Origin of the sequence: Nocardioides sp., from assembly GCF_025964975.1 — a bacterium.
In the GTDB taxonomy this organism is placed as follows: Bacteria; Actinomycetota; Actinomycetes; order Propionibacteriales; family Nocardioidaceae; genus Nocardioides.
Map to the genome: position 1 here is coordinate 1 of NZ_JAOPXV010000191.1, position 12,117 is coordinate 12,117.

Genomic DNA, 12,117 nt, shown 5'->3' on the forward strand with positions numbered 1-12,117 from the left:
GCGCTTGATGCCGGCGCGGATGGCGCGCATGTGCCGGGTCGCCTCGACGACGTTGCCGGTCCCCGCCTCGCCCTTGGAGCGGATCATCGCCGCGCCCTCGGAGATGCGGCGCAGCGCCTCACCGAGGCCGCGGCTGACCTTGGCCACCACGTCGGCGTCGTCGAACAACGTCGTGGCCTGCACGATCGCCTCGGCGCGCTCGGCGGGGTTGCCGGACTTGAAGATGCCCGAACCGACGAACACGCCCTCGGCGCCGAGCTGCATCATCATCGCGGCGTCGGCGGGAGTCGCGATGCCACCGGCGGTGAAGAGCACGACGGGCAGCTTGCCGGCCTCGGCAACCTCCTTGACGAGGTCGTACGGCGCCTGCAGCTCCTTCGCCGCGACGTAGAGCTCGTCGGCCTCCATCGAGGAGAGCCGGCGGAGCTCGCCGTTGATGGTGCGCATGTGCATCACCGCGTTGGACACGTCACCGGTGCCGGCCTCGCCCTTGGAGCGGATCATCGCCGCGCCCTCGGTGATCCGGCGCAGCGCCTCGCCCAGGTTGGTCGCACCGCAGACGAAGGGAACGGTGAACTTCCACTTGTCGATGTGGTTGGCGTAGTCGGCCGGGGTCAGGACCTCGGACTCGTCGATGTAGTCCACTCCGAGCGACTGGAGGACCTGCGCCTCGGCGAAGTGGCCGATCCGGGCCTTGGCCATGACCGGGATGGACACGGCCTCGATGATGCTGTCGATCATGTCGGGGTCGCTCATGCGGCTGACCCCGCCCTGCGCTCGGATGTCGGCCGGGACGCGCTCGAGGGCCATGACGGCCACCGCGCCGGCGTCCTCCGCGATCTTCGCCTGGTCGGCGGTGACGACGTCCATGATCACCCCGCCCTTGAGCATCTCGGCCATGCCGCGCTTGACGCGCGAGGTACCGGTGGAGGAGGTGGACTCGGGGGCGGTGGGGGTCTGCTCAGCCATGCCCTGATTCTAGTGGCGTTCGTCCGGCTTGACGGCATCGAGGGCCTGTCGGCGTACGAGCAGGATCCGCTGGATGACGGTGACGGTGCTCGCGACCGCGAGCAGCCACAGCGTCACCTCGTAGAGGATGGGCAGGTCGAGCAGGTCACCGAGACCCGTCATGACCAGGATCGCCACCAGCCGGTCGGCCCGCTCGGCGATGCCGGTCTTGGCGTTGAAGCCGAGCCCCTCGCCGCGGCTGCGCGCATAGGACGTCACCGAGCCCATGACGAGGCACACGAGCGCGAGGCAGAGGTAGAGCTTGTCCTCGGCGACCCAGGCGAAGTAGAGAGCGAGGCCGGCGAAGATCGCGCCGTCGGCGACCCGGTCGAGGGTGGAGTCGAGGAAGGCGCCGAAGGTGTCCTTGCGACCGATCGTGCGGGCCATCGCGCCGTCGATCAGGTCGCTGAAGACGAAGGCGGTGATGAACAGGACGCCCTGCCAGAGCATCCCCTGTGGGAAGAAGATGAGCGCCCCGGCGCAGACGCCGACCGTCCCGATCACAGTGACCGTGTCGGGGCTGATCCCGAGCCGGATGAAGAGCTTGATGAAGGGTTGCAGCACGACGCCCTGCCAGAAGCCCTTGAAACGGTCGAGCACCGACTCGTTGAGCACGTTGGACCGGGGCCTGTTCTGGTTCTCCACGGCCGCGAGGCTACTCGCCGAGCAGGGCGCTGCAGACCTCGGCCACTGCCGTGGGCACCCCCGCGACGTGCCACTCGACGCCCGCCGCGGACACCACGCGGGACTCGCCGCCGACGCCACGGATGATCGCTGCCCCCGGCAGCCGGTCCCAGTCGGGGACCGAGTGCTGGAAGATCACGTCGCTGTGTCCCTGGGCGAGGGCCATGGCGTCCATCGTCCCCGAGCCCATCATCCGCAACGTGGCGACGCCCGTGACAGCGCGGACGAAGGCCGCCCCCACCTCGCCGTCGTAGAAGGGAGGGTGGAGGTACGTCGTCGCGCACGACTCGCTCAGAGGACGGTCGGTCAGCGCCGGCAGGCGCACGCCGTCGCGGGTGCTCGGCAGTCCGGGTCCGCCCAGGAACGTCGTCCCCGACGTCGGATGATGCACCGCCGACAGCACGAGACGCTCACCGTCCACTAGGGCGACCGCGCTGCACCACCAGTCGAGTCCGCGATGGAAGTTGTAGGTGCCGTCGATCGGGTCGATCACCCAGGTCCGAGCGCTCGTGCCGGCGTGGTCGGCGCCCTCCTCCCCCACGATCGAGTCGTCGGGCCGGACTCGCCGAAGGATCTCCACCACCTGGGCCTCGGCTGCGCGGTCGGCCGCGGTCACGATGTCGGAGACATTCGTCTTGGTCTCGGCTCCCAGCCCGCCTCGTCGCATCGCCGCTGCCAGGGCGCCTGCCTCCGTGACGAGCCTGGTCGCCAGCTCCGCGTCATCCACGACAGGCACGCTACCGGCGGTCGTGCGTCGGGCGGCGATACCCGGGTGGACGGGCCGCGTACCCTGACCGCATGGAGCCGTCCAGGCTCCCGACCAGGGAGCACCGATGGCCGACAAGTCGCCGCGGCAGGGCATGACCAAGAAGACCAGCAAGTCCATCAAGGAGAAGCGGGCCGACAAGCGCGACAAGGCCAGCGGGGGCAGCCCCTCGGAGAACCTGGGCACCAAGAAGAAGTGAGTCTCCTCAGCCTCGGCGTCGTCGGGACGTCGACCAAGGAGAACGAGCACCGTCTCCCCCTCCACCCCGATCACCTGCCCAGGATCGCCCCGGAGATCGCCGCACGCATCACCCTCGAGCACGGGTACGGCGAGAGGTTCGGCCGCACCGACGCGGACCTGGCCGAGCACGTGGCCGGTTTCGCCTCCCGCGACGAGATCATCACCGGCTCCGACGTCGTGGTGCTGCCCAAGCCCCAGCACGAGGACGTCGCGGCCATGCACGCCGGTCAGGTGCTGTGGGGGTGGCCGCACTGCGTCCAGGACTCCGAGATGACGCAGCTCGCCATCGACCGCGAGCTGACCCTGATCGCCTTCGAGGCGATGAACCACTGGACCGTCGACGGCTCGGTCGGCCTGCACGTCTTCCACAAGAACAACGAGCTCGCCGGCTACTGCTCGGTGCTCCAGGCGATGGAGCTCGTGGGGATCACCGGTGACTACGGCCGTCGCCTGAGTGCCGTCGTGATCGGCTTCGGCGCCACTGCTCGAGGGGCGGTGACCGCCTTGAACGCGCACGGTGTGAGCCAGGTCGCGGTGCTCACCAACCGCGGCGTCGCCGCCGTCGGGTCCCCCATCCACTCGGTGCGGATCCGTCAGTTCGACCACGACCCCGACGACCCAGCCGTCAGCCACGTGATCACCGAGCGGGGCCGGATGCCGCTGGCGCCGTACCTCGCCGAGAACGACATCGTCGTCAACTGCACGCTCCAGGACCCGAATGCCCCGCTGACCTACCTCCGGACCGAGGACCTCCCGGCGTTCCGGCAGGGCAGCCTGATCGTGGACGTGTCCTGCGACGAGGCGATGGGCTTCTCGTGGGCGGTCCCGACGTCGTTCGAGGAACCGATGTTCACCGTGGCGGACCGCGTGAACTACTACGCGGTCGACCACAGCCCGTCGTACCTCTGGAACTCCGCGACCTGGGAGAACAGTGAGGCACTGATGCCCTTCATCGAGACCGTGCTGTCGGGTCCCGAGGCGTGGCTCGGCGACGAGACGATCAGCCGGGCCATCGAGATCCGGGCCGGGCGGATCCAGAACCCCACGATCCTGGCGTTCCAGGGGCGGTCCGAGGAGCACCCGCACCCCCAGCGCTGACGGGTTGCCGGCCAGCCGGGCTGGCTGAGCCGGCTAGTTGGTCCGCCTAGTTGATCCAGGCCTCGGCCAGCAGCGCCCGGGTGTCCTCGAGCAGCTGCGGCAGGGTCTTGGTCTTGCCGATCACCGTGATGAAGTTGGCGTCGCCCGACCAGCGTGGGACGACGTGCTGGTGCAGGTGGTCTGCCAGCGAGCCGCCGGCGGGCCCACCGAGGTTGAGCCCGACGTTGAAGGCGTGCGGAGCACTGACGCTGCGGATCGCGCGGATGGCCTGCTGGGTCAGCGCCATCAGCTCGGCCGACTCCTCGGACGTCAGGTCCTCCAGCCCGGCCACGTGACGAAAGGGCAGCACCATGAGGTGGCCCGGGTTGTAGGGGTGCAGGTTGAGGACCGCGTAGGTGTGCTCTCCGCGAGCCACGATCAGGTTGTCCTCGTCGGCGCCTTGTGGGATCCGGCAGAACGGGCAGCCGTCGGCGGTCGTGTCGGAGCGGACGTAGGCCATGCGGTAAGGCGTCCACAGCCTGGTCAGGCCGTCAGGGCTCTCCTCGCGCATGCGGGTGATCCTAGGCTGCAGCCATGGTCACGATCCGATCGGCCACGTCGGCCGACATGCCCGCCGTCGCTGACCTGTGGCACGAGGGCTGGCACGACGGACACGCGGGACACGTGCCGGACGGTCTCACCGCGCTTCGCACGCGCGCGGCCTTCCACGAGCGCACCGCTGACCGGGTCGCCGACACGACGGTGGCCGTCGACCAGAGCGGTGAGGTGGTGCTCGGGTTCGTGATGGTGGCCGGTGACGAGCTGGAGCAGGTCTTCGTCGGACGGGCAGCTCGCGGCACCGGGCTGGCGGCGCTGCTGCTCGCAGAGGGCGAGCGACAGGTCGCGGTCGCGGGTCACGACGAGGCCTGGCTTGCCGTGGTCGCCGGCAACTCCCGCGCCCGGCGCTTCTACGAGAAGCGCGGCTGGCACGACGCCGGCGACCTGCCGTACGAGGTCAGTGCCGGCGGCCGGACGTGGATCTCGCCCTGCCGCCGCTACACCAAGCGCTTGTCGAGCGAGCGCATCACCCGTAGCTAGAACCTGGACTCGGGCAGGTCGGGTTCAGACCTGCTCGCGCGCGAGGACCGCCTGCTGCACGCGCTGGATCGCCTCCTCCAACGGCACCCCGTTGTCTTGGCGTCCGTCGCGGTAGCGGAAGGAGACCGCACCCGCCTCGACGTCGTCGTTGCCGGCGATCATCATGAAGGGCACCTTCTGCAGCTGCGCGTTGCGGATCTTCTTCTGCATCCGGTCGTCGGAGTCGTCGACCTCGACCCGGATCCCCTGCGCCCTCATCCGCCGCGCCACGTCGTGCAGGTAGTCGCTGAACGCGTCCGCGACCGGGATCGCCTGGACCTGCACCGGCGCGAGCCAGGGCGGGAAGGCACCCGCGTAGTGCTCGACGAGGACGCCCATGAAGCGCTCCATCGAGCCGAACTTGGCGGAATGGATCATCACCGGCTGCTGGCGGGAGCCGTCAGCCGCCTGATACTCCAGCCCGAAGCCCTTCGGCTGGTTGAAGTCGTACTGCACCGTCGACATCTGCCAGGTCCGGCCGATCGCGTCGCGGGCCTGCACCGAGATCTTCGGACCGTAGAAGGCCGCACCACCGGGGTCGGCGACCAGCTCCAGGCCCGACTCGGCCGCCGCCTCCTCCAGGATGCGGGTGGCGTTGGTCCAGTCCTCGTCGCTCCCGATGAACTTGTCGGGCTTGGAGTCGTCGCGGGTGGACAGCTCGAGGTAGAAGTCGTCCAGGCCAAAGTCCTTGAGCAGTCCGAGCAGGAAGCTCAGCAGGTGCTTGATCTCGTCGGCGGCCTGCTCGGGCATCACGTAGGAGTGCGAGTCGTCCATCGTCAGGCCTCGGACGCGGGTCAGCCCGTGCACGACACCGGACTTCTCGTAGCGGTAGACCGACCCGAGCTCGAACAGCCGCAGGGGCAGCTCACGGTAGGACCGACCGCGCGAACGGTAAATCAGGTTGTGCATCGGGCAGTTCATGGCCTTGAGGTAGTAGTCGCTGCCCTCCATCTCCATCGGCGGGAACATGGTGTCCGCGTAGTAGGGCAGGTGCCCGGAGGTGTGGAAGAGCCCCTCTTTGCTGATGTGCGGGGTGGCGACGTACTCGAAGCCCTCCTCGATGTGCCGCTGCTTGACGTAGTCCTCCATCACCCGGCGGATGACTCCGCCCTTGGGGTGGAAGACCGCGAGACCGGAACCGAGCTCGTCGGGGAAGCTGAACAGGTCGAGGTCGCGGCCGAGCTTGCGGTGGTCGCGCCGCTCGGCCTCCTCGATGCGGTGCAGGTGCTCCTCGAGCGCCTCCTTGGTCTCCCACGCGGTGCCGTAGATGCGCTGGAGCTGCTTGTTCTTCTCGTCTCCTCGCCAGTACGCCGCGGCGGTGCGCATCAGCTTGAAGGCGGGGATGCGCTTGGTGGTCGGCACGTGCGGCCCGCGGCACAGGTCGGACCACTTCGCCTCGCCGTTGCGACCGAGGTTGTCGTAGATCGTCAGCTCGGCACCGGCGTCGCTGGCGACCTCCACGCTGGCGCCCTCGGTGTCGTCGGCTCCCGCGCCACCCTTGAGGCCGATCAGCTCGAGCTTGTAGGGCTCGTCCTTGAGCTCGTTGATCGCGTCGGCGTCGGTGGTGGTGCGGCGCTCGAAGCGCTGGTTGTCCTTGATGATCTTGCGCATCGCCGACTCGATCTTGACCAGGTCCTCGGGCACGAAGGGGGTCTCGACATCGAAGTCGTAGTAGAAGCCGTCGGTGATGGGCGGACCGATGCCCAGCTTCGCCTCGGGCCAGAGCTGCTGCACGGCCTGGGCCATCACGTGGGCGGTCGAGTGCCGCAGGATGTCGCGCCCGTCGGGGCTGGCCATCGGGACGCTCTCCACCTCGTCGCCGTCGCGCAGCTCGTAGGACAGGTCCTTGAGCTCGCCTGCTACCCGAGCCGCGATGACGTCGGCGTCGTCGCGGAAGAGCTCCCAGGCCTTGGTGCCCGTCGTGGCGGTCTGCTCCTCACGCCGACCAGCGTGGGTGCGGACGACCTTGATCTCGGACACAGTGACTCCTGGTGAGGTACGGCGGGGCTTGCGGGTCGTTCGATCGTATCCACCCGGGACCACCGCATATTTGGCGCCCGTCACCAGTAGCCTCACCCCCATGGCACGCATGGTGATCCGTCCTCGTCTGGCCCGCACCGTCCTGCGGCTGGCGCGATGGCGCACCGAAGGGTCGCTCCCCACGCACGGCATCGTCGTGGGGGCGCCCCACACGTCCAACTGGGACTGGGTCATCTCGCTGCTGCTCGCCTGGAGCCAGAGCCGCCACCCGCGGATCATGGTGAAGAAGGAGTTCTTCCGCGGACCGCTCGGTCCCATCATGCGCGGCACCGGCGCGGTGTCCATCGACCGCGACAATCCGGCGGCCGACATCAAGGCGCTCGTGGACCTCATCGCGCGCTCGGACCAGTTCCTCCTGACCATCGCCGCCGAGGGCACCCGCAGCAAGGCCAACTACTGGAAGTCCGGGTTCTTCCGCCTCTCCGAGCAGACCGGGCTGCCCGTCACCCTGGCCTTCATCGACGGCCCCTCACGCACCGTCGGCTCCGGTCCCACCTTCATGCCCAGCGGCGACGTAGCCGCCGACATGGGCCTGATCCGGGCCTTCTACGCCGACAAGCACGGCCTCCGCCCCGCGCAGCGGACCGAGCCGCGGCTGCGTCACGAGGGACCTCCGCCGCTCCCCTAGACGCGCGTGGGCTCGCCCGTCTGGACCCGCCACAGGGCGGCATAGGCCCCGTCGAGGGCGAGCAGCTCGTCGTGGGTGCCGCTCTCGATGATCCGGCCCGCGTCGAGCACCCAGATGCAGTGGGCATGACGGACCGTCGAGAGGCGGTGCGCCACGACCAGGGCGGTGCACTGGGCGGTGGCCCGTCTCAGGGACCGCTGGATGGCCGCCTCGGTCTCGTTGTCGACCGCGCTGGTGGCCTCGTCGAGCACGAGGAGTGCGGGGTCGCGCAGCAGTGCTCGAGCGAGCGCGAGCCGCTGACGCTGGCCCCCGGACAGGGTGACGCCGCGCTCGCCGACCCAGGCGCCCATCCCGGCCGGCAGGGCGTCGATGAACTCGAGGGCGGCGGCCGCCTCGGCGGCCGCGTGGACCTGCTCCGGGGTGGCGTCGGGGCGGCCGTAGGCGATGTTCTCGCCGATCGAGCCGGCGAACATGAAGACGTCCTGGGCCACGTAGCCCATGGAGCCGCGCAGCGATTCCCAGTCGAGATCCCGGACGTCCTCGTCGTCGAGCAGGACCTGGCCCGAGCGGGGGTCGTCGAACCGGAGCACGAGCCGCAGCAGCGACGACTTGCCCGAGCCGGTGGCACCGACGATGGCGTGCGTCTCGCCGGCCGGCACCACGAGGTCGATGTCGTGCAGCACGTCCGGCCCGTCGCCGTACCCTGCGCGGACGCCCTTCAGCTCGATCCGGCCCCGCACCGGCCGAGCGAGTGCGGTGGCACCGGCAGGGACGGTGACCGGCTCCTCGAGGAGTCCCAGGATGCGGCTGGTCGAGGCGCGTCCTCGTTGGTAGAGGTCGAGCACCTCGGCGACCTCGGTCAGCGGCCAGAGCAGGCGCTGGGTCATGAAGACCAGCACGGAGTAGAGGCCGACCTCGAGCTCGCCGCGCAGCGTCGCCCACCCGCCGAGCAGGAGCGTGCAGGTGAAGCCGGCCAGGATCGCCATCCGCACGAGTGGGACGAAGGCCGCCGACGACCGGATCGCGGTCCGGTTGGCGTCACGGTAGGCGGCCGACACGGCGCTGACGCGGTCCCGCTCGCGGTCCTCCGCGGTGAACGCCTTGATCGTGGCGATGCCGGCGAGGTTGGCACTGAGGGTGCCGGAGAGATCGGCTACGGCCTCGCGCACCCGGGCGTAGAGCGGCTCCAGCCGTCGCTGGAACACCAACGACCCGACGACGATGACCGGGATCGGCAGGAACGCCAGCAGCAGGAGCTGACCGGAGGCGGCGGCGAAGACGGCGCCCACAAGGACCACGTTGAGCGCGGTCTGCAGGATCGCCGGGGCGCCGATGTCGAGGAAGCGTTCGAGCTGGTTGACGTCGTCGTTCAGCGTGGCGAGCGTGGAGCCCGCAGGTCGCGCCTCGTGCCAGCCCAGGTCGAGGTGCTGGACGTGGTCGTAGGCCTCGACGCGCAGGTCGTGCTCGACCCCCTGCGCCAACCCTCGCCACAGCACGTCGGCGACATACTGCGAGCCGGACTCGATGATCCACACGACGACGTTGATGAAAGCCAGCCAGCCGAGCTGCGCGTAGCGCGACTCGACACCGAGCACCTCGCCGACGAACGAGGCGTCACCGCGTACGACGACGTCGACCGCTGCGCCGATGAGCAGCTCGGGCACCACGTCGGCGACCTTGTTGACTGTCGAGGCCACCACGGCTGCGATGAAGCGCGGACGGTAGGCGGCATACCGCTTCCACAGCGCGCGAAGTGGCTGATCGGCTTGCGGGTACACACTCTCCGTCGTCACGCACCAACGCTAGGCGGTGCCAGGGTGGGGCCTCGGGTCACCCCGGCCAGTCGACGCTGAGGTATTGCGTCTCCTGGAACTCCCGCAGCCCGTCGCGGGCGCCCTCGCGTCCGAGCCCGCTCTGCTTCATCCCCCCGAACGGGGCCGACGGGTCGGAGACGAGCCCCCGGTTGATGCCGACCATGCCCGACTCGATCGACTCCCCGAGGCGCAGTGCCCGGCCGAGCTCCCCAGCGAAGACGTAGGCGGCCAGGCCGTACTCCGAGCCGTTCACCTGGTCGAGCATCGCGGCCTCGTCGTCCCAGCCGATGATCGGGGCGATGGGGCCGAAGATCTCCTCCGCCACGATGGCTGCGTCCGGCGCGACATCCACCAGCACACGGGGCGCGACGAAGTAGCCGGCGGCCGAGTCGGGGAGGGCCGCCCGGTGCGTCACGGAGGCTCCGTCGGCCTCGGCCTCCGCGACCGCGCGCTCCACACGGGTACACGCCGCCTGACTGATCAGCGGACCGATCATGCAGCCGTCGCTCGCGGCGCCGACGCTCAGCTTCTCGACCTCCGCGCCGAACCTGGCGACGAACTCGTCAAGGACCGCGGTGTGGACGAAGAACCGGTTGGCCGCGGTGCACGCCTGTCCCCCGTTGCGGAACTTCGCGATCATCGCCCCGGCGACCGCTGCGTCGAGGTCGGCGTCCTCGGTAACCACGAAGGGCGCGTTGCCACCGAGCTCCATCGAGGCGTTGACGACCCGTTCGGCGGCGTGCCGCAGGAGCACGCGCCCGACCCCGGTCGAGCCGGTGAAGGAAACCTTGCGGACCCGCGGGTCGTCGAGCCAGGCGCCGACGACTCTCGCGGCGTCGGTGGTGGTCACGACGTTGACCACACCGTCGGGCACGCCCGCCTCGCTGAGGAGCGCGGCGACGGCGAGGGCGGTGAGCGGGGTCTCCGCCGCGGGCTTGAGCACCACGGTGCAGCCGGCGGCGAGCGCGGGTGCGATCTTGCGCGTGGCCATGGCGGCGGGGAAGTTCCACGGGGTGACGAGGGCCGCAACTCCCACGGGTGCGTGCCGCACGATCGTGCGGGTGCCGCCGTTCGGCGACTCGCCGTACTCTCCGCCCGGGCGGACCGCCTCCTCGGCGAACCAGCGGAAGAACTCGGCCGCATAGGTCACCTCCCCCGCGGCGTCGGTCAGCGACTTGCCGTTCTCCGCGGAGACCAGGGCAGCGAGCCGATCGCGGTCACGAAGCATCAGGCCATGGGCGCGGGCCAGGAACTCGGAGCGTGCCCGGGGTGCCGTGGCGGCCCAGGGCCGGAACGCGGCGCTCGCGGCGTCGACCGCCCTGCGCGCCTCGTCGGGTCCTTGGTCGGGGACGACGTCAAGGACGGCCAGGCTCGCCGGATCGAGGACCTCGAAGGTCGCCGTGGTCGCGGTCATCGGGTGCTGGCCAGGATCTCGGTGAGGACGTCGAGGGCCTCGTGGAGCAGGTCATCACTGATGGCCAGGGGCGGCAGGAAGCGCAGCACGTTGCCGTGGGTGCCGCAGGTCAGCACGATCACGCCGGTCTGGTGGGCCTTCGCGGCCAGGGCCTTGGTGAGGTCGGGGTCGGGGTTCGTGGTCCCGGACACCACGAGCTCGACGGCGAGCATGGCGCCACGTCCGCGGACGTCACCGATACGGTCGTCGTCGGCCTGGAGCCGCTGCAGCCGGTCCTTCATCAGCCGCTCGACCTGACGCGCCCGCTCGACGAGGCCGTCGGCCTCGATGGTCTCGATGGCCGCCAGGGCGGCGGCGCAGGCCAGCGGGTTGCCGCCGTACGTGCCTCCGAGCCCACCCACGTGCGGGGCATCCATGAGCTCGACACGGCCGGTGACCGCCGACAGCGGCAGGCCCCCGGCGATGCCCTTGGCGGTGACGATCAGGTCCGGGACCACGCCCTCGTGGTCGCAGGCGAACATGTCGCCGGTGCGCGCGAACCCCGTCTGCACCTCGTCGGCGACGAAGACGACACCGTTGGACCGGCACCACGCGGCCAGCGCGGGCAGGAACCCGAGCGCCGGCTCGATGAACCCTCCCTCGCCCTGGATCGGCTCGATCACCACGGCAGCCAGATTGGTGGCACCCACCTGCTTCTCGATGATCTCGATGGCCCGGGCGGCTGCCAGCTGACCGTCGACCTCCTTGTGGTCGCGGAACGGGTAGGACACCGGCGCGCGGTAGACCTCCGGCGCGAACGGCCCGAAGCCGTGCTTGTAGGGCATGGACTTCGCCGTCATCGCCATCGTCAGGTTCGTCCGCCCGTGATAGGCGTGGTCGAACACGACCACGGCGTCCCTGCCGGTCGCGACCCGTGCGATCTTGACCGCGTTCTCGACCGCTTCGGCACCCGAGTTGAACAACGCCGTCCGCTTCTCGTGATCTCCCGGGGTGAGTCGGTTGAGCGCCTCGGCCACCGCGACGTATCCGTCGTAGGGCGTGACCATGAAGCAGGTGTGCGTGAACGCCGCCACCTGCCGCTGCACGGCCTCGACCACCCTCGGGGCACTGGAACCGACCGTGGTGACGGCGATGCCCGACCCCAGGTCGATGAGGTGGTTGCCGTCGACGTCGACGACGACTCCCCCGCCCGCGGCCGTGATGTAGACGGGAAGGGTCGTCCCGACGCCGGCTGCGACGCTGGCGACCTTGCGGTCGTGCAGCGCCAACGACTCGGGGCCGGGGATCGCGGTGACGATCCTCCGCTCCT

The 12,117-nt window shown here is 70.0% G+C and carries 11 protein-coding genes and 2 pseudogenes; 4 read left to right on the forward strand and 9 right to left on the reverse strand.

What is annotated here, in order from left to right:
- The 4 genes and pseudogenes from JWN68_RS19395 to JWN68_RS14675 form a co-directional block, all read right to left on the reverse strand.
- A pseudogene (locus JWN68_RS19395) lies at window positions 1-123 on the reverse strand (pyridoxal 5'-phosphate synthase lyase subunit PdxS); the annotation flags it as partial.
- Window positions 112-969: pseudogene (gene pdxS / locus JWN68_RS14665) on the reverse strand (pyridoxal 5'-phosphate synthase lyase subunit PdxS); the annotation flags it as partial. The pseudogenes JWN68_RS19395 and pdxS, both read right to left, overlap by 12 nt.
- Window positions 970-978: 9 nt before the next feature.
- Window positions 979-1,653: a phosphatidylinositol phosphate synthase gene (gene pgsA, locus JWN68_RS14670; protein WP_366519817.1), complete on the reverse strand. Its 675-nt coding sequence runs from the start codon at window positions 1,651-1,653 to the stop codon at window positions 979-981.
- Window positions 1,654-1,663: 10 nt separating this feature from the next.
- On the reverse strand, window positions 1,664-2,419 hold the full coding sequence (locus JWN68_RS14675; RefSeq protein ID WP_297740195.1) for an inositol monophosphatase family protein: 756 nt from the start codon (window positions 2,417-2,419) through the stop codon (window positions 1,664-1,666).
- A gap of 106 nt (window positions 2,420-2,525) precedes the next feature.
- On the opposite strand from JWN68_RS14675, the gene JWN68_RS14680 reads away from it, so the two are divergent.
- Window positions 2,526-2,657, forward strand: coding sequence for a hypothetical protein (locus JWN68_RS14680; protein WP_297740197.1), 132 nt, complete (start codon window positions 2,526-2,528; stop codon window positions 2,655-2,657).
- On the forward strand, window positions 2,654-3,796 hold the full coding sequence (locus JWN68_RS14685) for a N(5)-(carboxyethyl)ornithine synthase (RefSeq protein ID WP_297740199.1): 1,143 nt from the start codon (window positions 2,654-2,656) through the stop codon (window positions 3,794-3,796). Before JWN68_RS14680 ends, JWN68_RS14685 begins: the two co-directional genes overlap by 4 nt.
- 46 nt (window positions 3,797-3,842) lie before the next feature.
- On the opposite strand, the gene JWN68_RS14690 is transcribed toward JWN68_RS14685, so the two are convergent.
- Window positions 3,843-4,346, reverse strand: coding sequence for an HIT domain-containing protein (locus tag JWN68_RS14690; protein ID WP_297740201.1), 504 nt, complete (start codon window positions 4,344-4,346; stop codon window positions 3,843-3,845).
- 23 nt (window positions 4,347-4,369) lie between these two features.
- Here JWN68_RS14690 and JWN68_RS14695 point away from each other — a divergent pair, with 23 nt between their 5' ends.
- Entirely contained in the window at window positions 4,370-4,873 is a 504-nt protein-coding gene (locus tag JWN68_RS14695) for a GNAT family N-acetyltransferase (RefSeq protein WP_297740203.1), read from the forward strand.
- Between the two features lie 24 nt (window positions 4,874-4,897).
- Here JWN68_RS14695 and thrS read toward each other — a convergent pair whose 3' ends face one another.
- A complete protein-coding gene (thrS, locus tag JWN68_RS14700; RefSeq protein WP_297740205.1) occupies window positions 4,898-6,892 on the reverse strand; it encodes a threonine--tRNA ligase in 1,995 nt (664 codons plus the stop codon).
- 100 nt (window positions 6,893-6,992) lie between these two features.
- Here thrS and JWN68_RS14705 point away from each other — a divergent pair, with 100 nt between their 5' ends.
- Window positions 6,993-7,580, forward strand: a complete 588-nt coding sequence (locus tag JWN68_RS14705; RefSeq protein ID WP_297740207.1) for a 1-acyl-sn-glycerol-3-phosphate acyltransferase — start codon at window positions 6,993-6,995, stop codon at window positions 7,578-7,580.
- On the opposite strand, the gene JWN68_RS14710 is transcribed toward JWN68_RS14705, so the two are convergent.
- From JWN68_RS14710 to gabT, 3 genes are all read right to left on the reverse strand, one after another.
- On the reverse strand, window positions 7,577-9,373 hold the full coding sequence (locus JWN68_RS14710; RefSeq protein ID WP_297740209.1) for an ABC transporter ATP-binding protein: 1,797 nt from the start codon (window positions 9,371-9,373) through the stop codon (window positions 7,577-7,579). The genes JWN68_RS14705 and JWN68_RS14710 overlap by 4 nt on opposite strands.
- Window positions 9,374-9,410: 37 nt before the next feature.
- On the reverse strand, window positions 9,411-10,808 hold the full coding sequence (locus JWN68_RS14715) for an NAD-dependent succinate-semialdehyde dehydrogenase (protein ID WP_297740211.1): 1,398 nt from the start codon (window positions 10,806-10,808) through the stop codon (window positions 9,411-9,413).
- On the reverse strand, window positions 10,805-12,117 hold a 1,313-nt coding region (gene gabT / locus JWN68_RS14720; protein ID WP_297740213.1), incomplete at its 5' end, for a 4-aminobutyrate--2-oxoglutarate transaminase. The genes JWN68_RS14715 and gabT, both read right to left, overlap by 4 nt.

Excerpts from the sequence above, each read along its gene's own strand:
- JWN68_RS14680 (WP_297740197.1), top strand. The coding sequence starts at position 2,526 with ATGGCCGACAAGTCGCCGCGGCAGGGCATGACCAAGAAGACCAGCAAG.
- JWN68_RS14695 (WP_297740203.1), top strand. The coding sequence starts at position 4,370 with ATGGTCACGATCCGATCGGCCACGTCGGCCGACATGCCCGCCGTCGCT.
- JWN68_RS14705 (WP_297740207.1), top strand. The coding sequence starts at position 6,993 with ATGGCACGCATGGTGATCCGTCCTCGTCTGGCCCGCACCGTCCTGCGG.
- JWN68_RS14715 (WP_297740211.1), bottom strand. The coding sequence starts at position 10,808 with ATGACCGCGACCACGGCGACCTTCGAGGTCCTCGATCCGGCGAGCCTG.
- JWN68_RS14690 (WP_297740201.1), bottom strand. The coding sequence starts at position 4,346 with ATGCGCGAGGAGAGCCCTGACGGCCTGACCAGGCTGTGGACGCCTTAC.